The sequence below is a fragment of the Mesorhizobium sp. LSHC412B00 genome, assembly GCF_000503035.1.
Lineage (GTDB): Bacteria > Pseudomonadota > Alphaproteobacteria > Rhizobiales > Rhizobiaceae > Mesorhizobium.
The window spans coordinates 22,667-43,874 of sequence record NZ_AYWB01000004.1 but is presented as its reverse complement, the minus strand read 5'-3'; the positions used below and the strand labels follow the sequence as shown (position 1 = coordinate 43,874).

At 58.1% G+C, this 21,208-nt stretch carries 17 protein-coding genes and 1 tRNA gene; 9 read left to right on the top strand and 9 right to left on the bottom strand.

What is annotated here, in order from left to right; all coding sequences use genetic code 11:
- Nucleotides 1–15: 15 nt before the first annotated feature.
- Nucleotides 16–633, bottom strand: a complete 618-nt coding sequence (locus X757_RS155555) for a hypothetical protein (RefSeq protein WP_023725799.1) — start codon at nucleotides 631–633, stop codon at nucleotides 16–18.
- A 439-nt stretch (nucleotides 634–1,072) separates the two neighbouring features.
- Here X757_RS155555 and X757_RS1000000167870 point away from each other — a divergent pair, with 439 nt between their 5' ends.
- On the top strand, nucleotides 1,073–1,729 hold the full coding sequence (locus X757_RS1000000167870) for a uracil-DNA glycosylase family protein (RefSeq protein WP_156933423.1): 657 nt from the start codon (nucleotides 1,073–1,075) through the stop codon (nucleotides 1,727–1,729).
- 74 nt (nucleotides 1,730–1,803) lie between these two features.
- On the opposite strand, the gene X757_RS155565 is transcribed toward X757_RS1000000167870, so the two are convergent.
- Nucleotides 1,804–3,123: a hypothetical protein gene (locus tag X757_RS155565; RefSeq protein WP_023725797.1), complete on the bottom strand. Its 1,320-nt coding sequence runs from the start codon at nucleotides 3,121–3,123 to the stop codon at nucleotides 1,804–1,806.
- Between the two features lie 1,735 nt (nucleotides 3,124–4,858).
- Between X757_RS155565 and X757_RS1000000166355 the strand changes: the two genes are divergently transcribed.
- The 5 genes from X757_RS1000000166355 (at nucleotide 4,859) to X757_RS155585 (ending at nucleotide 9,994) form a co-directional block, all read left to right on the top strand.
- On the top strand, nucleotides 4,859–5,674 hold the full coding sequence (locus X757_RS1000000166355; RefSeq protein WP_084629485.1) for a competence protein CoiA: 816 nt from the start codon (nucleotides 4,859–4,861) through the stop codon (nucleotides 5,672–5,674).
- Nucleotides 5,675–5,704: 30 nt separating this feature from the next.
- On the top strand, nucleotides 5,705–6,577 hold the full coding sequence (locus X757_RS155575; protein WP_023725795.1) for a hypothetical protein: 873 nt from the start codon (nucleotides 5,705–5,707) through the stop codon (nucleotides 6,575–6,577).
- A 24-nt stretch (nucleotides 6,578–6,601) separates the two neighbouring features.
- Nucleotides 6,602–6,796 (top strand): hypothetical protein, encoded by a 195-nt coding sequence (locus tag X757_RS1000000167865; protein WP_156933422.1) that lies wholly within the window; start codon nucleotides 6,602–6,604, stop codon nucleotides 6,794–6,796.
- Between the two features lie 230 nt (nucleotides 6,797–7,026).
- On the top strand, nucleotides 7,027–7,515 hold the full coding sequence (locus X757_RS155580) for a GIY-YIG nuclease family protein (RefSeq protein ID WP_023725794.1): 489 nt from the start codon (nucleotides 7,027–7,029) through the stop codon (nucleotides 7,513–7,515).
- Nucleotides 7,516–8,032: 517 nt separating this feature from the next.
- Nucleotides 8,033–9,994 carry an ATP-binding protein gene (locus tag X757_RS155585; RefSeq protein ID WP_084629483.1) on the top strand — a complete coding sequence of 654 codons (1,962 nt, stop codon included), beginning with the start codon at nucleotides 8,033–8,035 and terminating at the stop codon, nucleotides 9,992–9,994.
- 336 nt (nucleotides 9,995–10,330) lie between these two features.
- Here X757_RS155585 and X757_RS155590 read toward each other — a convergent pair.
- Nucleotides 10,331–10,406, bottom strand: a tRNA-Thr gene (locus tag X757_RS155590).
- Between the two features lie 353 nt (nucleotides 10,407–10,759).
- Between X757_RS155590 and X757_RS155595 the strand changes: the two genes are divergently transcribed.
- Nucleotides 10,760–11,983 (top strand): hypothetical protein, encoded by a 1,224-nt coding sequence (locus tag X757_RS155595; protein ID WP_023669501.1) that lies wholly within the window; start codon nucleotides 10,760–10,762, stop codon nucleotides 11,981–11,983.
- 7 nt (nucleotides 11,984–11,990) lie between these two features.
- On the opposite strand, the gene X757_RS155600 is transcribed toward X757_RS155595, so the two are convergent.
- Complete coding sequence (locus X757_RS155600) at nucleotides 11,991–13,589, bottom strand: cisplatin damage response ATP-dependent DNA ligase (protein ID WP_023688777.1); 1,599 nt, start codon at nucleotides 13,587–13,589, stop codon at nucleotides 11,991–11,993.
- Between the two features lie 244 nt (nucleotides 13,590–13,833).
- Nucleotides 13,834–14,844 (bottom strand): ligase-associated DNA damage response exonuclease, encoded by a 1,011-nt coding sequence (locus X757_RS155605; protein ID WP_023725791.1) that lies wholly within the window; start codon nucleotides 14,842–14,844, stop codon nucleotides 13,834–13,836.
- 105 nt (nucleotides 14,845–14,949) lie between these two features.
- Between X757_RS155605 and X757_RS155610 the strand changes: the two genes are divergently transcribed.
- Both X757_RS155610 and X757_RS155615 read left to right on the top strand, forming a co-directional pair.
- Entirely contained in the window at nucleotides 14,950–15,882 is a 933-nt protein-coding gene (locus X757_RS155610) for a class I SAM-dependent methyltransferase (protein ID WP_023725790.1), read from the top strand.
- 104 nt (nucleotides 15,883–15,986) lie between these two features.
- The gene (locus tag X757_RS155615) at nucleotides 15,987–16,343 is read left to right on the top strand and encodes a hypothetical protein (RefSeq protein ID WP_023725789.1); all 357 of its coding nucleotides are present in this window, start codon (nucleotides 15,987–15,989) and stop codon (nucleotides 16,341–16,343) included.
- 12 nt (nucleotides 16,344–16,355) lie between these two features.
- On the opposite strand, the gene X757_RS155620 is transcribed toward X757_RS155615, so the two are convergent.
- From X757_RS155620 to X757_RS155635, 4 genes are read right to left on the bottom strand one after another with little or no spacing between them, the layout of a single operon-like run.
- Nucleotides 16,356–17,297 (bottom strand): glyoxylate/hydroxypyruvate reductase A, encoded by a 942-nt coding sequence (locus X757_RS155620; RefSeq protein ID WP_023696755.1) that lies wholly within the window; start codon nucleotides 17,295–17,297, stop codon nucleotides 16,356–16,358.
- A 19-nt stretch (nucleotides 17,298–17,316) separates the two neighbouring features.
- Nucleotides 17,317–18,948 (bottom strand): ABC transporter ATP-binding protein, encoded by a 1,632-nt coding sequence (locus tag X757_RS155625; protein WP_023688772.1) that lies wholly within the window; start codon nucleotides 18,946–18,948, stop codon nucleotides 17,317–17,319.
- Nucleotides 18,945–20,084 (bottom strand): ABC transporter permease, encoded by a 1,140-nt coding sequence (locus X757_RS155630; protein ID WP_023682037.1) that lies wholly within the window; start codon nucleotides 20,082–20,084, stop codon nucleotides 18,945–18,947. Before X757_RS155630 ends, X757_RS155625 begins: the two co-directional genes overlap by 4 nt.
- On the bottom strand, nucleotides 20,084–21,181 hold the full coding sequence (locus X757_RS155635) for a microcin C ABC transporter permease YejB (protein WP_023712587.1): 1,098 nt from the start codon (nucleotides 21,179–21,181) through the stop codon (nucleotides 20,084–20,086). Before X757_RS155635 ends, X757_RS155630 begins: the two co-directional genes overlap by 1 nt.
- Between the last annotated feature and the right edge of the window lie 27 nt (nucleotides 21,182–21,208).

Sequence of the window (21,208 nt, the reverse complement as noted above, 5' to 3'; positions counted from 1 at the left end):
ATTTTCGACACCAACCTATTTGCCATTGACCAAAAATCCCAAGGCGGCCATAGCGTCGTTCGTCGACGCCTCGTCGCATAGCCTGATATTCGTGCCGCTCAAGTTATCATGAGATGGCTCGCTAACGCTTTGGCCACAACCATCGTAGTTTTCGCCGCAACTTGCACTATAGTTTGTTTCAACTAAGTCGCTTGAGATGCAAGAGTCGTGGGCCTTGCATGAGAGCCGGACTACCATTGGCTTCGGATTGGACACTTCAAGCTGAATAAAACTTGCCGATAGTGTCTCCCTAACGATGAAAACCGGGTATCTATTATCGTCTCCCGTATCGACTTGCTTCTTATCTAGTTCAATTTTGAACTCCGCCGCCGTGCCCGTATAACGCGCGGCCCGTTGCTCTTTCCATTTCCTGCCCGCGATGAAGCGTTCGACGTCGCGGTTTGGCACCGGGCATTTGATAGCCAGTTCAAGTAGCGAAACCGCGTCTCTTAGATCATCTTGTTCCTTGGAAGCTGGTGCATCGGCCAAGTTGTTCCCCGCATCTGTGTTTTCTGGCACGGGAGGTCCTGCTTGGCTGGCGCTATTCAGTGCCGCAAATGACATGATAGCGAGGGCGGCTATCCTGCTTCGCATTGCGTTCCTCCGGAGCGTTGTCGACCTCTCTTATGTTTGCTGGGCGAAAAGCTTTGTGAGAGGTTCCACGCGGGAACGCACTGAAACGGCCGGAGAAAGTCCTCTGCGTTTGCGAAGACAAGGCAGACCAGATGGTTCCGTGCGCTCATAACAACCCCAACCTTTTCCGCACTGAGAAAGGCAAAAGTTTTCGCCGCACAAATGCAGATCTCCGCTTGTCGTGCCGGAGCTTCGAGTCCCTCGCACTCCGGTCGCCAATTCGGACAATCCCAATACAAGGTGAGACTAATTTAGAAAAAATGCAACAATCTCTGCACGGGCTTTTACCGAAGGCTAACTCAGCTCGCAGCCAGCTTCGCATGGGCGACCACCCTGATGTATGACGTAGATCTCCCAGACGCGACGAAAGTCGGAAACCCGAGAAGCATGGGGGATGTGAATGTCTCCGATCAGTCTGAAAGCTTGGAACGGTTTGGTGAAAGCAGGCAGAGCAGCTACAGCCAACGGCTGGGCGGCAGACGGCGTATTTTCAGGCGCAGTCGGCCCGGAGTACCGCCCAGGGGATCTTTCCAGCATTCTCTGTGTGGGACAAAGCCTAGGTCCGGCAGGTCCGCACGTCCGCATCAACTATCACCAATTAACTAGCGCCGAGAATTCGCTGAGTTGGATGCTGAAGCGAGAACGCAGTCATCCGGGCAGCCGAGCTTTCTGGAAGTTGGCTGATCGCCTTGATCGCTCAAGACACTCGTTGGCGTGGACGAATGTCTGCAAAATTGAACCGACTTCGGCGGAGACCCCTATGGACGGGGAATGGCGCCAAGTGGCCAGTGCTTGCTGTGCTGCATTGGCAGAAGAGCTGGTTTCTCTCAGACCGCAGGTCGCGCTGTTCGTTACTGGCTCCAAGTTCAAGAACGACATCTTAGGTGTGTTGTCGGGTCTGGGTTATGGCCCAGCGGAGAAAGTCCAAACGCCCGACGGGTTCATGTGTTTAGGCCATTCGGCTGGGCGGTTTGCGATCCTGACCCGGCATCCGACCCGTGCAGCGTCCGAATACTTTGATCAGGCTGAGCTCATTTGTCATAGCCTTGGACATTAAGGCCCACAATCGCGGCTTATGTCCGGCAGCGCACCTGCGCGGCCCCATAGTCCTAGCTATCGCCTCCAACTCCTTCACATCCGCATCAAATACACCAGCTCCACATAGGGCGGCAAGACTTCAGTCTCGCTCACCACAGGCACAGCTACATTGTTCCTATATACAGGTTTGCGGTATGTATCTTCGACATATGTATTGCGGGTCACATACTTAACACTCGCTTTATGCGTGTGCTTAATGGATCCTCCCGTTAACCCGACTTCATTAACACTGCCTGTGCCCATGACAAATTTTCCCGTCAGGTCTGGCGCGCCGTTCCCATCACAGATTTTCCACCCCTCAGGGGTAACAATCGTTATTGTGCCATCATCATTCTTCCGCTGCGCCTCCTGAGGTGGGGACCACGATATGATACTACCCTTTGGTACCCCGTATAGAGCTTCCAGCCGAGCATCTACTGCATCGAGGGACTTTCTTGTTTTTGGATAGTCGATCAAGGTATGCCAGTAAGAATTGGCTTGAACTTCAATTGGCCCAGGATACAGGGTAACGTCTCCATTTTTAACTTTTTTAAGAAAATCATTTATGTCACTAAATGTTGTAAGGACGGGCGAGGTTTCTGGAACAATTTTTCCAGAAGTGACTTCCGCTTTCAGCTCGACTTCAGATTTGGTTAGGACTTTGCTTTCTTTGGCGTCAATTCCATACCCGCCAACTCCTCTTGAGAAAGCCGCCTTGAATGCCGATTTGAACTGTTTTACCTCTTTATCGACTCTGGAATGTATCCGTCCATATACGGCGACTCTGTAGCCGTAGCGAATGGCCTGAACATAGTGGGACCCGTTGTCATTTATAAATTGTTTGAGGCGTTCATTCGGGTCATCAATGTCTTCGGACCGTGGCTTGCTGGCCCAACTCAGCTTCGTTTCATCGATTGGCGGACTGGTGACCGAACGCCTGATTATCGCTATTATAACGTCGGAGTCTTCAGTTACGCTCTTCATATAACTGTAGGCAACGCCCCCGGAACCGAAATCAAACGTCGCTTTCATATTGGCTTGGATAACTTTAGAATATTCATACGCCGACGTGTTTTCGATAAAGGTAACCGTACTAGTATCGATTTCATCTTTATTGAGTGCGCGGTCGGTGACACTTTCCATGGCCGCTTTAGTGCCCTTGAAGGGGCCAAAGGGTGCAACAATCGGAGTTGTAGGGTCGTCTAATATCAAGCCTGTACCGAGAACGACATTGGAGCCGATCGATCCAGAAATTGGGATTGCGTAATGGTCATGCGTTATGTTGAACAAGTCGTAGGCCGGCGCCGGGATCGAAAACAAGGGTAGCAAAAATACTGACAGGCCAGCTACCGATAGTGGAGAGAGTGCAGCCATTGCGAGTTCTCCTGTTTGCTTGGAATGCTCAAGGAATGCGCTTACAGCCAACAATAAATCAAACCGGATGCAGATTTCGCGGTCCGCTCAGTCATCCTGTCTGGGAATCTTCATCTTAGCTAATGTTCATGTAAATGGAAGCGCGAAACAGCATGTCTCGTTTCCGCAGTGGCGCAGGAGGGGCCGCTCCTACCACACGCCAAAGCGGCAGTGGAACATGCTCCTTTCCTGACTCCCGCACGGCTTCAGAAAGGACTGCGACGGCATAGGTGGGCTTGGCGGGCGGATGGCGTTGTCGTGCGGCCGACAAATGAATGGACAGGTGCCGCTGCGCGCTTGACGGGCGCCCCTACACCGGCAACACGTGCCAACCCCGCGACAGCCTTATATCCAGGTGCATCAGGGGCGCCGGTGGATAGTTCGGCGAGCACCCCCATGCACGGTCTAGACCAACGTTTCCCGGACTTCAAATGTCTAGACCGCTGAATGGTTACTGAAACGTTGATACCAAGACGTCCTTCCAGAGTTGAATATTATCCTTGATATTGGAAAGATGGTAGGCGAAATTTCTCACAAATTGGTCATCGCCATTATTAAGCTTCATGACGTCACCATCAAGATGATAGTATACGGTGTACGCAATGGTGCTTCCAAGGAATTCTTGCGAAAAGTCGTTCAACTCATTTGCAGACAAGGCGTCACTCTTTGTTTTAAAGCAGGATACTCTATTTCCGTTTAGAGTGTCCATTCTTGCTCCATTCGCCCGCTGGCTTAGCCCATTTGACTCCTGACCCCCTTGTATAAAAATTATTCCCAAATACGGGTTCATAAGGGAATCAGTGCGTCGCAGATCCACACTAACTGTGCTGTCCGTTAGGAATCTTCGTACTTGGAACGTGTTGTCCCCACACGCCATTAGAAGCGGCCTCTGCGAGGAAATAGCGTCCTGCCAAGCGGACGCTATCTGCCTCATTGCAACGACAATCTTCTCTTGATCGTCAGCAGAAGCGCTATTCATTGCAGCGACCGACCCAACCAAAACCGAAAGATAGAGACCTATTGTTCTCGACATTCTGATCACCTACGACGGCGACTCGGGCACCGGACAACTCGGCAACAACGTCATTCAACCACATATACCCCGCCGAGTGGATACGCCGTTGGCATATGGCGCGCCAGGAAGGCACGCCATCGGGAGGGGCCGCTCCTGATTTGCGGCGCCGGAGGGTCCTCTTCTGGCGTGACCTTGCTTCGAAATCGCGCCAGATTTTTTCTGACTTCCTACTGATGAACCCCGCAGACACATTTTTACTGACCACCATGGTTGGCAGACGGCCGGTACAATCAGCGGTCATCGCCCCCGACAAACGCCCGACAGCGGCGTTTGATATGTGGCCTGTGCTTTGCTAGCCGCCGTGCCCTTCACGCGCCGACATGGCCCTGACTCGTACTTGCTGGCAGCAGCATTAGGCCCTCGCCCGTCCGCGTCATAGATTGACGGCACCGCGCCGGACCCGACAGACTTGACTGAACCAGCAAGTCAGATATTTTTGGTGCGTGCTTTGAGAAGAAGCGGCGCCGGGCATTTTCTGAGCCGCATGATAACCGACGACGGTCTGACCTCACGTCGAAGATAAAAAGAAACAGCACCAGCTCAGGCTGGCCGCGCTGCCGACATAGCTTCCCAAACAAGAATCTGGCTGCCGCCTGCGATGGTGTGCGGCCCTGAACGCTTATGGAGAAGAACATGCGGTTTGCATTGGTGAACAATATTCGGTGTGAGGCATCGCCTGGAATGATCGCTTTCTGCCCGGGCTGCACGCAGCCAATGACTGCAAGGTGCGGAACGCAAAGGGTCTGGCATTGGGCGCATCGCGGCAGCAGGAACTGCGACCCGTGGTGGGAGCCGGAAACCCCGTGGCATCGCGGTTGGAAGGACCAATTTCCTGCAGGATGGCAGGAGGTGATCCAGCGTGACGAGGCAGGTGAGAAACATATTGCCGATGTGAAGACCGAATATGGCTTGGTCATCGAGTTCCAGCACTCGCATTTGCCAATACAGGAGAAGGCAGCACGCGAGGCGTTCCATCGAAATATGGTCTGGGTCGTGGACGGAGCGAGGCTGAAGAGAGATCGATCCCGGTTTCTTCGTGGTCGAAGGCTTTTCAAGCCGATACCGGGGACAAGCATTTTCACTACGCATAGCCCAGGGGAGAGCTTCCCTATGACGTGGGTTACATGCACTACGCCGGTGTTCTTTGATTTTGAAGATGCCGCGGCAACAAGTGAGCCGTCACGGCCAAATCGCACGCTCTGGTGTCTGTTGCCGGAACGCGTTGAAGGGCATGCCATTGTTGCGGCACTGGCACCAAGCGCATTCATAAATGCGGCGCGGCAGCGCGCGCAAATCTTTCCAAGCCAAACGATACTGGGAATGGTCGCCACCAGATTCAGGAATGAGCGGCTGTTGGAGGTCAGACGTTGGACTTATGCTCATACTCCGCGCCGGCGGCGACCGTTCCGCCGAAATCGAACGATGAGGGACGCCTGAGCGGCGGCAGATCAGACCACGGAGGGGAGCATGACGATACAAGCTGACAAAGTCAGACCGCTATCCGCGAGCGCTGCGGCGGTCGCATGCCGAACTGCCCTTGCTAGCGGCCTTTTGCGATATGCTCCGCATATCCAGTTGGACAAGAACGGCTATACCCAGGAAATGGAGGAGAACCTGATTTCCGGAGTGCGACCGGAAGATTTTGTCAGCGACCTCATGCAAGGGGATGGCAATGAGCTTGGCGGGAAATTCCGCGCCGCACATTCATCGTCTGCCCTAGCTGTAAACACGTTCGCGCCGTTCAAGTCAGACCCCAGCGCACTTCGATTGCCAGGCGGGGATCGCTTCATACATCTGAGCTTTGAGCGGAAATGCCCACATGGCCTCCACGGACGAAGATCGCCTAACCTGGACCTGGTCGCAGAACATCCGGGCGGTATCGTTGCTGTAGAATCAAAATGCCTGGAACCGCTGTCAGCCCACAAGCCAGAGTTCGCCCCTGCGTACTTTCGTGAAATTACAGATAGCAGGCGGGAAACGGCTTGGTTTGCAGAAATGACGCGACTAACTCTGATCCCAAGCCCCTATAGGTGGCTTGATGCGGGTCAGTTGATCAAGCATGCGCTTGGCATATCCTACACGTTTCCCGACCGCCCTACGACATTGCTCTACCTCTTTTGGGAGCCTTTAAATCCTCACGCCCACCCAGTGTTTGAAGAACACCGGCAGGAAATCCGACAATTTGCAAACGCGGTGAATGGGAATGGCGGTCCGGTATTTATGGCCCTATCCTATTTGGACTTGTGGGCTTCATGGGACAAGGTTGGACTGCCCGGCGGGTTGCAGCGTCACTTAGACGGGTTGCGGTCGAGATATGCCGTGTCCATTCTTGGCGACTAGATTTGGATCGCATTGGAGGGGAATATGGTTGACGACATTCGTAAGAGTGAAAAGGGCGGAAATACGGCGTATCTCAGCGTTGGAGCATGGTACAACGCAGAAACAGGACATATTCATTTGACGTTACCTCACTCCGGCTGGTTTCACACCACCGTTAATGCCGACGAGGAAGCAAGCGGGGCCACCCCAACTTGTTTAGAAAACTGGCTCGGGCATTGAAAGAAGCTGGCGTACCAGGGCCAGATGTTACCGAGGCAGATTGAACACATCCACAAGGCGCGAACTTGCAGCCGCGCGCGATCTGGAAAGGTGATTCCAGAGCCAAGCGGGTCAGGCACAGACCGCTACTAAAAGCCGACCTGGCGACGTGAGAAACGGCCGTAGAATGGCTGAAGGAGTTCGCCAGTTTTTTGGCAACTGGCAGCGTCCAAATGGGTGCGTAGTGGGGCATGCGCGCAGCGAAGCAGCTTGGTTGGAAAATCAAAAAGGCGGTAAGTGATAAACTACCCGGATTCATAGTCATCGCACGACTGCGGTGGGACGGAGGGTGTCATATTGAGCCACCGCTGAAAGAGCTCCCGAATGCAAGCGCAATCTACGCGCTCCTCCACAAGGACCAGGTTTGTTACATCGGTTCAGCCGAGAACCTGAGGAGACGACTTGGGTCCTACCTGAGAAGGCAAAACGCCGGCGCTACTAGTCCGCGTCCCGTGCACAAGCTGCTCCACACCGCACTTTACAAAGCTGAGGTCTACGTTCTCTGTCTAACCTTTGAGAAGCGTGGGCGATGGGTCGAGAAACTGCCCGTTGATATGATGCTTGGCGCTGAGGCAGGCCTGATCGCGACCCTCACACCGGATTGGAATCGGCGGAAGAGTGGAGGGTTCATCATAGAGTTTCCTGGCGCGGGTGACGCCGCCTCTATGGAAATGCAGTGAGCTTATACAGTATCAGGATGACTGCGCGCCACGGTGGCTTCCACCAAGTCTTTAGAGGAGGGAGGGGCCGGTCCCAATTTGCGGATGGGGAGGGCTGGAGTGACCTGCTTCTAAATCTCACCAGATTTTTTCTGACTTCCTGCGGATGAACCACGGCATACGTTTTCGCTTACCACCATGCTAGGCAGAAGGCCGGTACAATAAGCGGGCAGATAGCCCTATATGGGCGCGTTGAAGAATTAGCTTTCCTCCAAGGGCCGGCGATAGCGACCCGTGCGATCAGCTAGCAATGCTTGTCGTCGCCCGACAAACGGCCCCTACAACGGCGTTAGGTAAGTGGCTGGTGGCTCTCTGTGCGGAAATGCCTGCAACCCGCCGGGCCTATAATGAGGCGCAAAGCAGGTTCCAATTTGGCGGGCCACGGTCTTGGGCGCTGTCTGGCCTTGCTTGGTGGACATCCCTGGGCGGGTGTTGTCATAATAGCGCCTCACACTTCTAAAGGCCGGGGGAACTTTTTATGACACCACACGACATCGAAGGGTTTGATCCACTTGCAGAAAATCACATTCCTGGCGGCCTTGAAAAGTCTATCGCAGAAGAAGCTGTTCGCCGTGAGGTGTTGAATATCTTGAAGAGTTATACTGGATATTTCGACCTGTTTTCGGAGTTACTACAAAATTCACTGGATGCTGTAGACATCCGGAAGAAGCTTGAAGGAGACGATTATAAACCCCGTATCCAAATTGAGATCGATATAAGCAAAAATCGCGTGCGGGTCTGCGATAATGGTTGCGGCATGGATTCCGATCAATTTCGGTTTTGTTTTCGGCCAAATGTAAGCTTCAAGAGCCGTAAGGACTCTAGGGGACACAAGGGTGTCGGCGCTACCTTCGTAGCATACGGCTTTTCCAGCGTGAGGTTGATCACCAAGCAAAAAGGAGGCTCTATTGCAGGGCAACTTAATAGCGGACGCCAATGGGCAGAAGACACATCCGGTTCATTTCCAAGACCGCGCTTTAGCGCAATTGCCCATCATGCCGAAGGTTTGGAGCATGAAACATCGGGGACATGTGTTGAAGTTCTCATTGAAAGCCAACAGAGACCAAAGCTAGCCTGGATCCAAGCTACAAACGCCGATCAGTGGCTGGATTTACTTCGGATCAAGACCCCAATAGGCGGGATATATCTTTCCGCCTCTGGCCGTGACATCAATGTAGAATATCATGTCAAGGTTACGGACCTGAGTGGCAAGTCAACATATGCGAAGAATAGGGATATTGATTATTATTATCCCCACGAGATACCCCTTATTTATAAGCAGAAATCTCTTTCTGAAATAGAAAAGAAAATTCAGTCCATCTCAGGAGACTTGTCTACCCGGCTGCAAAAATTGCCGGACGAGTTCCGGCGTCTGGACGCCGTTTGGGACGTGTGGAAATCTGAGGATATCTTGAAGGAAATTCATATCTCGAGAAACCTTGACGAAGATCAAAAGATTCTCGTCTCTAAGCACGATATAACTGTATACGGCTGCTTCCTGAGTTCGGCTAAGACGTGGACGACTTTTCAGAAGGATATTCTTAAGGTCCATCCAAACGCAGTCTTGCTGCGAGGAGGCTTGCAGTTGGCATCCGATTTTATGCCCCAGGGAGACTTATCTGTTATCCCTCTGACCAGCACCATCGGATATCAAAATAATACCCACATCGTAGTCCATCTGCGCGATGGAAACCCGGACATGGGTAGAAAGGTTTTTCAGCCGGAGATAAAGGCCTTGGCTGATGAACTGGGACGGCGCGCCGTCGATGTGTTCAAGCGCTATCTATCGTTGATGCGGGAAGATACCGGCGCGCCAACAGGTACGGCTGCGCGAGATCTTCGCGACTTTATTAAACAGCAGGAGACCTACCGTGAGAGTAAACCCCTTGCGCTTAGGTTTCGTAATCGCGCTTGCGCCCTGCAATCCGAACCTCAAAGTGAACAAGACGTCATTGCATTATTTCATGAACTCGTAGGCATGGGAATATTTGAAGGCTACGGATTTCTGGCTACCTCAGAGAGTGAACGTTACGACTCTATCTTCGTGACGAATTATGAGGACGACAGCGCCCTATACTCTGTAGAAAGGAAGCTAGGTGTCAGCCCTAGCAGCGAGAGACGGGAATCAATTCCATATGTACTTGAATATAAGTATGATTCGGACGCGCTTGTTGACGATTTCGCCAAAGAGAAAAAGTATCCTCAAGACATAAAGTTATTGGTGTGCTGGCGTGTTGGCCAGAAAACAGCAAGGGAGTTTGGAGTTAGCCCGTATCTAGTCGGCGAAGAGGGATCTGTAAGGGAATTCTTCGGATCAACACACGCGTTGTACCAGCTAAGGGAAAAAAGATTGGAAGTAATTTGCCTGCGAGATTTGATTAGTTACCTGAGAGATCCGGATGAGGAAGAGGCGCGGCAGAGCCAATATTATGCTCAGTAGACTATTGAAAGTGGTCCCAACAGGGCGGAATTAGGAACGCGCCCGCCTTAGAGAGGACCGGATTTCATTTTTGTGATTTCATCGAAACAGAACCTATCCAGGGTGATTTTGCTTGAGACCCAAGAGCGACCAATTGGACAGCCTTGCCACCGCCTACAAGGTAAGCGGGATTGTTCAATCTGATGACTGATACCTTCGCCCAGATGGCCATGATACGGGCTGGACGCGACCCTCATCGGGCCTGCCAACGAAGCATTCTGAGGTGGATTTTCGGGTGGATGGGAATCTATCAACTTCTTGTATCATACTGGAAATAAAGCATTTTCAGTAGAGAAATGGTGCCGCTTAGGTGACTCGAACACCTGACCCCATCATTACGAATGATGTGCTCTACCAACTGAGCTAAAGCGGCCCGGGAAGCGCGAGGTTCCAGGATCGGCTGGGTGATAGACTCAACCGGCCGCTAATTCAAGATGGGCAACCGCGATTTCGAGCCGGCATCCGGCAATTCGTCCCGGCATTTTCCATTGGCGCGCAATGAGCCACCGCCTCATTTGCTTTTTCGGCTACGCGGAGACGTCGCGGTGGACTGCGCACAAACTGCCCGGCAAGGCGGCAAAACGGACTGATTTTATTGCCAAAACGCATCGAAATGGGCCTTGAACAGGCCTGTAAGGCAGAATGCGGGCGCTCGCCCGTTGATTGATTGGTCGCCTGCGGCTAACGATCATGGCAATGTAAGCGAACGGACAGGGGAATTCGCTTTTGGACGCGATCGAAAAAGCGATCCGCAACGCCTTCGAGAAAGGCAACGCCGAGGACCGGGCATTTCGCGAGCGGGTCTATCGGTCGGCTTTCGCGGCGCTCGACCGCGTGCTCCAGGCCAATCCCGGCGTGACGGTGGAAGCCGCCATCAAGCGCCGTAAGGCGGTGCAGGAAAAGATCGCCGAGATCGAATCCGAATTCCTGCCCGCAGTCCCCGATGTCGCCGCGCAGACGCAGAGCGCTGCGCAGACACAAGATACCGCGCTGACGCAACGCGTTGCGCAGCCGCAAGACGCCGTACAGGGCGCCGCCGAGGCGCCCGCGGTCGATGCCCCGACAGGTGTCGCGGCCGGACCGTCGCCGGCGATCGTCGTTGATGAACCGGTTCAGCCCGAGGCATCCGACGCGCCGCGTTCGCGCGTGCTGCCGGTCGTCCCCGACATCATGCCTGACGCCACGCTGCCCGGCGCCCCGGCGATCGATATGGCCGATTCCGCGCCGGCCGAGGCCGCGGCGGAAGTGGCGCCTGACCGTGATGAAAGGCGGATAAGGGGCCGCCGCCTGCCGCTGACGGCGATCTTCTTTGGCGTGACGTTGCTCGCCGCCGCCGGCATCGGCCTCTATTTCGCCGTGCAGACCGGGGTCTTCAAGACGCCGGCGCAGCTCGACACGGCGCCGCCCGAAGCGCCGCCGACCGTCGACGATGACGACTTCACGCCGCCTGCCGATACAACTGAGCCGCAGCAGCCTGGCGCGCCGCAGCAGCCTGGTGTCGCCGAACAGACGCGCGACTGGATCAACGTGTTTACACCCACCGATCCAACGCATGTGGCGACCCCGTCCGACGCCAAGGCCGATGTCGTGCAGGATGACACCGGCTCCTTCCTGCGCATCCGCTCCGGTGCTTCCGGCTCGGCCATCAGCTTCGATGTCGGGCAGGGCGTGCTGGAGAAGCTTGCCGGCAAACATGCCGTGTTCGACATCGTCGCCCGCGCCGAGGACGGCAAGGACACGCAGATCTCCGTCGACTGCAATTTCGGCGATCTCGGCGACTGCGGCCGCAAGCGCTATGCGGTCGGCCAGCAGCGTAACGAATATCTGTTCGACGTGAAATTCCCCGACAAGCCCCCGGGCGCGGCCGGCAGCATCGCCATCAACTCCGACTTCGACAAGCAGGGCAAGGCGGTCGACATCTACGAGATCCGCGTTTCGATCGAACCGTAAGCGCCGCCTAGCGATCAAGCAGCGCCTGCAGCGTCTCGATGCGGTCGGCTTCGGCGGTCGGCTTGTCCCAGCGCAGCCGTGAGATGCGGGGAAATCGCATCGCAACGCCGGATTTGTGGCGGGTCGAACGGTTGAGACCTTCGAACGCCACCTCCAGCACCAGGCCTTGGCTGCGGTCGGCGCGCACCGAGCGCACCGGGCCGAAACGCTCGACCGTGTTGTCGCGGACAAATTTGTCGATCTGCTTCAGCTCCTCGTCGGTGAAGCCGAAATAGGCCTTGCCGACCGGCACCAGTTCCTCTGCGCCTTCCGGCCCCGACCAGACGCCGAACGTATAATCGGAGTAGAAGCTGGACCGCTTGCCATGGCCGCGCTGCGCATACATCAGCACAGCATCGACCGTGTGCGGATCGCGCTTCCACTTGAACCACGGGCCTTTCGGCCGTCCCGCGAGATAGGGCGAATCCCAGCGCTTCAGCATCACGCCTTCGATGATCGGGTGCGGCGGCGCGCGGCGCAGTTCCTCCAGCGTTTGCCAATCCGGGAATTCGACGAACGGCGACAGATCGAAACGGTGCGGGTCCAGCGTTGTGATGAAGGCCTCAAGACGGGCCCGCCGCTCGCGGAAAGGTAGCGCGCGCAAATCTTCGCCGTTGATCTGCAGCGCATCGTAGCAGCGCATGAATGCCGGGTATTGCTGCTGTATCTTCGGGGCCACGCTCTTGCGATTGAGCCGCTGTTGCAGGTCCGAAAAGGTGCCGGTCGCCACCGGCTCGCCGACCAGCAATTCACCATCGAGCGCGGCGGAAAAATCCATTGCCTGGGCGAGATCGGGGAATGCGCCGGACACATCGTCGCCGGTGCGCGAATAGAGCCGGCGCACGCCGCCCTCGCACACCGCCTGAACGCGGATGCCGTCCCATTTCCATTCCGCGGCATAGTCGGCCGGATCGAGCTTTTCGAGGTCGCCGTCGCCGACCGGGTTCGACAGCATCACCGGACTGAACAGGGCAAGTGCGGTCCGCTTCGGCTTCTCGGCCTTGCCTTCCAGCCACGCGAACAGCGAGATATAGGGCGGTGTCAGCCCGTGCCACAGCTCCTCGATCTCGGCGACATCGACCTTGCCGAAATCGGCCAGCGCCTGTTTGGCCAGCCGCGCCGAAACGCCGATACGCAAGCCGCCGGTGACGAGCTTGATGATGGCAAAGCGCGCCGAAATGCCGGCGCTGTCGAGCAGCCCGGCCAGCACCTTGGGTCCGTCCGAGCGGCTCGCCGCCTGCAGCGTCGCCACGACATCGCCAAGCGTCGGCTCCCGGTTGGGGATATGTCCCGGCGTCTGCGGCCAAACCAGCGAGACGGTTTCGGCAAGGTCGCCGACATAGTCGTAGGAATAGCCGAACAGCACCGGATCCATGCGCTCGGTGACCAGCGTGCGCAGCATCGCCGGCTTCACCGCCGCAATGTTGAGGTCGCCAGTGATCGCCGCCAGTGCCAGCCCGCGGTCGGGGTCCTCGACGCTGCGGAAATAATCGACGAGCAGCGTCAGCTTGCCATTGCGCGACGGCGTCAGCACCAAGCGGTCGAGGAGTTCGGCAAAGCGGTTCATGGATGCAAGGACCGCGTTGACGGCAGAGGTTTGCGTTCTGGCGCACCCCCCTCTGTCCTGCTGGACATCTCCCCTGCAAGGGGGGAGATTGGCAGCCTTGATCTTGCCGCCCATCTTGCGAGGTTGGCGATTGGCGAAAGCGGAGGTGACATCTGATCTCCCCCCTTGCGGGGGAGATGGCCGGCAGGCCAGAGGGGGGTGGGAAGGATCGCCGCGCCGGCGATTTCTGGATCAAAAATCACCATCAATCGCCCTCGTCCTCATATCCCACCAGGTGCAGTGGCCTGGCGGCGATGCCTTCCAGCTCGCACCAGCGCACCAGCGCTTCCTCGCGGCCGTGCGTCACCCAGATTTCGCCGGCGCCCGTCTCCTTGACGGTAGCGGTCAGTTCATCCCAGTCGGCATGGTCGGAAATGATCAGCGGCAGTTCGACGCCGCCTTGCTTGGCGCGCTGGCGGATGCGCATCCAGCCCGAGGCGAAGCATGAGATCGGGTCGGGAAAGCGCCGCGCCCAGCGGTCGGCGAAGGCCGATGGAGGGCCGACAACGATGGCCCCGGTGAAATCCTGCTTGCCGCCGCTGTCGACGGTTGCCGGCTCCAGCGTGCCGAGGTCGATGCCCTGGCTCTGGTAATATTCGCTGAGCTTGGCCAGCGCGCCGTGGATATAGATCGGCCTGTCATAACCGGCATCGCGCAGCAGCCGCATCACCCGCTGTGCCTTGCCCAGCGCATAGGCGCCGACCAGATGCGATCGCTCGGGAAACTGCGCCGCCGATTTGAGCAGCCGGGCGATCTCCTCCGTGTCGGGCGGATGGTGAAACACCGGCAGGCCGAAGGTCGCCTCGGTGATGAAGACGTCGCATTGGACCGGTTCGAACGGTGCGCAGGTCGCGTCCTTCTGGCGCTTGTAGTCGCCGGAGGCGACGATGCGCCTGCCCTTGTGCTCGACCGCGATCTGCGCCGAGCCCAGCACATGGCCGGCCGGATGGAAGGTGACGCTGACATTGTTCAGCGCCATCGCTTCGCCAAGCACGGCCGCTTGCGTTGTCCCGGCAAAATCCTCGCCATAACGCAACCCCATAATGTCGAGCGTCTGCTGCGTCGCCAGCACCGAACGATGGCCGGATCGGGCATGGTCGGAATGGCCATGCGTGATCAACGCCCGGTCGACTGGCCGCACCGGGTCGATGAAGAAATCGCCGGATGGGCAATAAAGGCCTTCAGGCCGGGGATGGAGCAGGTCGCTGGCGCGCATCCAGTCAAGATAGTGGCTAATTCCAGCGCGGGAAGCCTGTTGCAAGAGACTGCTGACTCGGCCTACAGCCAGCCACCGGCCGCATCAGCCGGCGGGGCCATCGCCATGCAACCGCTGAAAATCTCGTCCGGCGACCTGACCGCCGACCGTCGCGCCGACTATGCCGAGATGCTTTTCGGCTCGGGCGAGCACGCGGCAGCGGCGGAGCTGCTGCTCGGCGCGCTGGAACTGGCGCCGCAATGGGCGGCGGGCTGGTTCCGTCTTGGCGAGATGCAGGAGACAGCCGAGCGGCTCGACGTGGCGGCTCAAGCCTGGGCGACGGCGCTGAAACTGGACCCGGCGGATCGCCTGGGTGCTGCGCTGAAGCTGCAACTCATCGGCAAGGCGCCGGCTGCCGCAGCGCCACCCAGCGCCTTCGTCGAGACGCTGTTCGACCACTATGCCGAGACTTTCGAGGACTCGCTGGTCGACAAGCTCGGCTACCGGCTGCCGGAGTTTCTCGATCGCGCCATTCGCGCGGCAAGACCGGGCCGCTTTTCGCTGGCGCTCGATCTCGGTTGCGGCACCGGTCTGATGGGCGAGAAACTGCGGCCGGTCGCCGAACGGCTGGAGGGCTACGATATCTCCGCCGCCATGCTGAAAAAGGCCCGCTCCAAGGGCGTCTACGACCTGCTCGCCAAGGCCGATCTGCAGCATTTTGCCTATGCCGGGCCGAAAGCCGATCTGGTGGTGGCGGCCGACGTGTTCATCTATGTCGGCGCGCTCGATCGCGTGGTGAAGACCGTCGCCGGCATTCTGGCCACCAATGGCCTGTTTGCCTTTTCCGTCGAAACGCCAGCCAAGGGCGGGGCGGGCGGCGACGCCGGTTTTGCGCTGCAGCCGTCTCGTCGCTACGCCCATTCTCAAGCCTATGTCGAGCGGGTGCTTGCCGCAAACGGCCTGTCGGTGCTGTCGATGCAGCCGACCGTCATCCGCTGGGATCGCCGCCAGCCGGTCGGCGGGCTTGCCGCGCTGGCGGTGCCCTCGTCCAAGGGTTGATGTCTCGTCTTGTTCGAAAACGTGAATAGGATTTTTGCGGCTCGCGCGGCATCAGGTAGGATACAAGCCGAGAAAAGCCCTCGGCAGGCATTGAGGAGGAACACATGCGCTGGAACATGATGGTCTTGGCGTCCTGCCTGGCGATGGCCGGCTGCAGCAGCTCGATGTCGGAGCGGCAGGACCAGGACGTACAATCGTCGCTGCAATATGACAACGTGCCTTGCGACCAGTTGCTGGCGCAGCGCAACGAACTGGCGCAGCAATACCATCTGTCGACGGACGCCAAGCCGAGCTTCTCCAATCCGGCGATGGGCTTCGGCCCGTTCACGCCGGATATGCGCTCCAAAAGCAAGCGCGATACTGATCTGGCAAGTGGCAAGATCGACGCCATGAACCGCTCGATCGTCCGCCGCGACTGCGGCAAGCCCAACAAACAGAAGAAGTTCACCCTGCCGAGCTGAACCTGAACTTCCTCAGTACCCCGCCTTGCGGTCGACCACGTTATCAAGCTTTTCGCCGCGCTCGAAGGCATCCATCTGCCGCAACATGCTCGGCGCCAGGTGGACAGGGTCGGAGGTCGCCGCCGCGTGCGGCGTCACGAACACTTTCGGGTGACTCCAAAGCGGACTGGTCTTCGGCAGCGGCTCGACCTCGAACACGTCGAGGCTCGCCTCCTTCAGCGTGCCGTCGTCCAGCGCTCGCAAGATGTCGGCGTCCTTCTGCAGCCGGCCGCGCCCGGCATTGATCAGCACCGAGCCGCCGAGGCCGTTTCGCTTGCGCAATTCCTTCAGCACGCCGTAATTGATGATGCCGTGCGTGTCCGGCGTCAGCGGCAACAGCACCACCAGTATGTCGGTGGCGTTGAGGAAGGGGATCAGCCCGGCCTCTCCGGCATAGGTCGCAACGCCTTTCATGGCCTTGTCGCTCCGCGACCAGCCATTGACGGCAAAGCCGAGCGACAACAGCACCGATGCCGCCGCGCGGCCGAGATTGCCGAGCCCCATAATGCCGACCGAGATGTCACCGGCCGGCCGCTGCGGCGGTTCGTGCCAGGTCTTCTTCGGCTGCTGCGCACGATAGAGCATGCCCTGGCGGTGATGGTCGAGCACGCGCCAGACGACATATTCGGTCATGTACTGCGTCAGGTTCTCGGCGACCACTTTGACGATCGGCACATCGGGCAGGCCGGGATCGGCGAAGATGTGGTCGACGCCGGCGCCGATCGAGAAGATTGCGCGCAGATTGGGCAGCGATTTCAGTAGGTTCGGCTTCTGCTTCCACACCACCGCATAGGTGATCGACGGATCCGAAGCGCCGTCCGGCTCCAGCACCACTTCGCGCTCGGCCGACAGCAGCTCGCGCCAGCGCTGCGGATGAAAGCCGGTGACGGCAAGCAGGATTTTGCCTTTTTCCATTTGCGGATTGTATTCCCTGTTATTCGCTGACGATACCGACCGGCGCCGTCTCGATCTTGAACGCGGCCGAGATCAGCGCCTTCGTATAGTCGGTCTGCGGCCGCTCGAAAATCTGTTCGGAAGGGCCGGCTTCGACGATCTTGCCATTGCGCATGACGATGACGTCATTGGCAAGGGCGCGAATGACTTTCAGATCGTGGCTGATGAACAGATAGGCAAGGTCGTGCCTGGCCTGCAGATTGCGTAAGAGGTCGACCACTTGCGCCTGCACGCTCATGTCGAGCGCCGAGGTCGGTTCGTCCAGCATGACGAAGCGTGGATTGAGCACCATGGCGCGCGCAATGGCGACGCGCTGGCGCTGGCCGCCGGAGAATTCATGCGGATAGCGGTTCCTGGTCGCCGGATCGAGCCCGACCTCCTTCAGCACGGCGACGACCTTGTCGTCGCGTTGATCGGGCGACAGCTTCGGCTCGTGGATCTTCAAGCCTTCCTCGATGATCTCCGAGACCGACATGCGCGGGCTGAGCGAGCCGAACGGGTCCTGGAAAACGATCTGCAACTCGCGGCGCAGCGGCCGCATGGCGTTGAAGGAAAGCTGGTTGATGTCGCTGCCATTGAACTGGATGGTGCCGGTCGATGAGATCATCCGCGCCAGCGCCAGCCCGAGCGTCGTCTTGCCGGAGCCGGATTCGCCGACGACGCCTAGCGTCTGGCCGGCGCGTACGGTGACGTCGATTCCGTCAACAGCCTTCACATTGTCGACGGTGGTGCGAAAGAAACCCTTTTTGATCGGGAACCAAACCTTGATGTCCTTGCCGGTCATAACCGGTTTGGCGGCGTCGTTGGCGGCCGGCGGCTTGCCCTTCGGCTCGGCGGCCAGGAGGTGCTTGGTATAAGCGTGCTGCGGGTTGGCGAAGATGTCCCTGGTCGGCCCGGTCTCGACGATCTTGCCTTTGGTCATCACGCAGACGCGGTCGGCGATCTTTCTGACAATGCCGAGATCATGGGTGATGAACAGCATTGACATGCCCTTGCGGCTCTTCAGCCCCGCCAGCAATTCGAGGATCTGCGCCTGGACAGTGACGTCGAGCGCCGTCGTCGGCTCGTCGGCGATCAGCAGTTCAGGCTCGTTGGCCAGCGCCATGGCGATCATGACGCGCTGGCGTTGGCCGCCGGACAGCTGGTGCGGATAGGCGTCGAGCCGCTTTTCCGGTTCGCGAATGCCGACCTCGTTGAGCAGCGCCAGCGTGCGCGCCTTGGCCTGGCGGTCGCCCATGCCCTGATGCAGCGCCAGGATCTCGACGATCTGCTGCTCGATCGTGTGCAGCGGATTGAGCGAGGTCATCGGCTCCTGGAAGATCATGGTGATCTTGTTGCCGCGCACGCTGCGCAACTGCTTTTCGTTCATCGCCAAAAGGTCGGCGCCCTGGAACAGGATCTTGCCCGAGGGATGGCTGGCCGTCGGGTAGGGCAGAAGCTTCAGCACCGACAGCGCCGAGACCGATTTGCCGGAACCGGATTCGCCCACAAGCGCCACCGTCTCGCCCTTGGCGAGATCGAAGGAGATGTGGTCGACGGCGGTCGACTCGTTGCCGCCTTGGGTGAAGGCAACGCTGAGATCGCGGACGGAGAGCAGGAGTTCGCTGCTCATCGGAACGCCTTGCGCGGGTCGAAAGCATCGCGCGTTGCTTCACCGATGAACACCAACAGCGACAGCATCAGCGAGATGACGATGAAGCCCGATATACCGAGCCAGGGGGCATTGAGGTTACTCTGCGCCTGTTTTAGCAGTTCGCCGAGCGACGCGGTGCCGGGCGGCAGGCCGAAGCCGAGATAGTCGAGCGAGGTCAGTGTCGAGATCGAGGCGCTGACCAGAAAAGGCATGAAGGTCAGCGTCGCCACCATGGCATTGGGCAGAAGATGGCGCAGCATGATGGTGCGGTTGGACACACCAAGCGCGCGGGCCGCGTTGACATATTCGAAGTTGCGCGCGCGCAGGAATTCGGCGCGCACCACGCTGACAAGCGACGTCCAGGAGAAGAGCAGCATCAGCCCGAGCAGGATGAAGAAGCCCGGCGGCAGGATGGCAGCGACGATCAGCAGCAGATACAGCAGCGGTATCGCCGACCAGATTTCTATGAAGCGTTGAAAGAGAAGGTCGGTCCAGCCGCCGAAATACCCTTGCAGCGCGCCGGCGGCGACGCCGATAACCGACGAACCCGCGGTCAGGATCAACCCGAACAGCACGGAAATCCTGAACCCGTAGATGATGCGCGCCAGCACGTCGCGCGCCTGGTCGTCGGTACCCAGCCAGTTCCAGTTGCCGACAATGCAGTCAGGATCGGCAGCGCCTTGCGGATATTGGCTGCATCGCCTCTGCGCGTCGTATTCCCATGACGGTTTTGCGGGAGCGGCGTCGGGGATCGCATTGTTGACGGTGCGGTAGGAATAGCGGATTGGCGGCCAGATCATCCAGCCATTGGCGTTGATCTCGTCGCGGATGACCGGGTCGCGATAGTCGGTGACGGCGTAGAAGCCGCCGAATTTTTCCTCGGGGTAGGCGACCGCCACCGGGAACAGGATCTCGCCTTTGTAGTAGGCGACGATCGGTCTGTCGTTGGCGATCAGTTCGGCAAACAGCGACAGCACGAACAGAGCGAGGAATATCCACAACGACCAGTAGCCGCGCCTGTTGGCCTTGAAGTTCTGCCAGCGCCGCTTGTTGAGCGGCGACAGCCAGGGGCGGGCGATCCTTGTCGGTGTGATCTCGGCTGCAGCCTGCGTCATCAGACGTCTCTCCGCTCGAAATCGATGCGCGGATCGACCCATGTGTAGATCAGGTCGGACAACAGCGTCACGAACAGGCCAAGTAGCGAAAATATATAGAGGTTGGCGAACACGACCGGATAGTCGCGCGCCAACACGGACCTGAAACCGAGCAGCCCGAGACCGTCGAGGGAAAAGATGTTCTCGATCAAAAGCGAGCCGGTGAAAAAGGCCGAGATGAAGGCCGCTGGAAAGCCGGCAATGACGATCAGCATTGCGTTGCGGAACACATGTCCGTAAAGCACCCGCCGCTCCGACAGGCCCTTGGCACGGGCCGTCACCACATACTGTTTGCGTATCTCTTCCAGGAAGGAGTTCTTGGTCAGCAGCGTCGTCGTCGCGAAGGCCGACAGCACCAGCGCCGTCAGCGGCAAGGTCATGTGCCAGAAATAATCGACGATCTTGTCAGGCCACGACAATTGGTCCCAATTGTCGGAGACGATGCCGCGCAGTGGGAACCAGTCCCAGAAGGAGCCGCCCGCGAACAGCACCATCAGCAATATGCCGAACAGGAAGGCCGGTATGGCATAGCCGACGATGATCACGCCGCTGGTCCAGACGTCGAAGGCGGAGCCGTCCTTGACCGCCTTGCGGATGCCAAGGGGAATCGAGATCAGATAGGACAACAGCGTGATCCACAGCCCAAGCGAGATCGACACCGGCATCTTTTCCAGGATCAGATCGAGCACCGAGATGTCACGGAAATAGCTGTCGCCGAAATCGAAGCGGACATAGTTCCACAGCATCATGCCGAAGCGTTCGAGCGGTGGTTTGTCGAAGCCGAACTGCTTTTCCAGCTTCTTGATGAATTCAGGATCGAGCCCTTGCGCGCCGCGGTACTTCGAACCGACATCGCCGGCCACATCGAAATTGCCGCCGCCTCCTGCATCGCCGCCGCCGCTGCCGAGGCGGTCGCTGCCGCCCTGGTTGGTCAGGCTGGCGATGACCTGCTCGACCGGTCCACCCGGTGCGAATTGAGTGACGACGAAAGCAACCGCCATGATGCCGAACAGGGTCGGTATCATCAGCAGGATACGGCGCAGTATGTAGGCGCCCATCAGCTTTCACCCTCCCCCTTGTGGGGA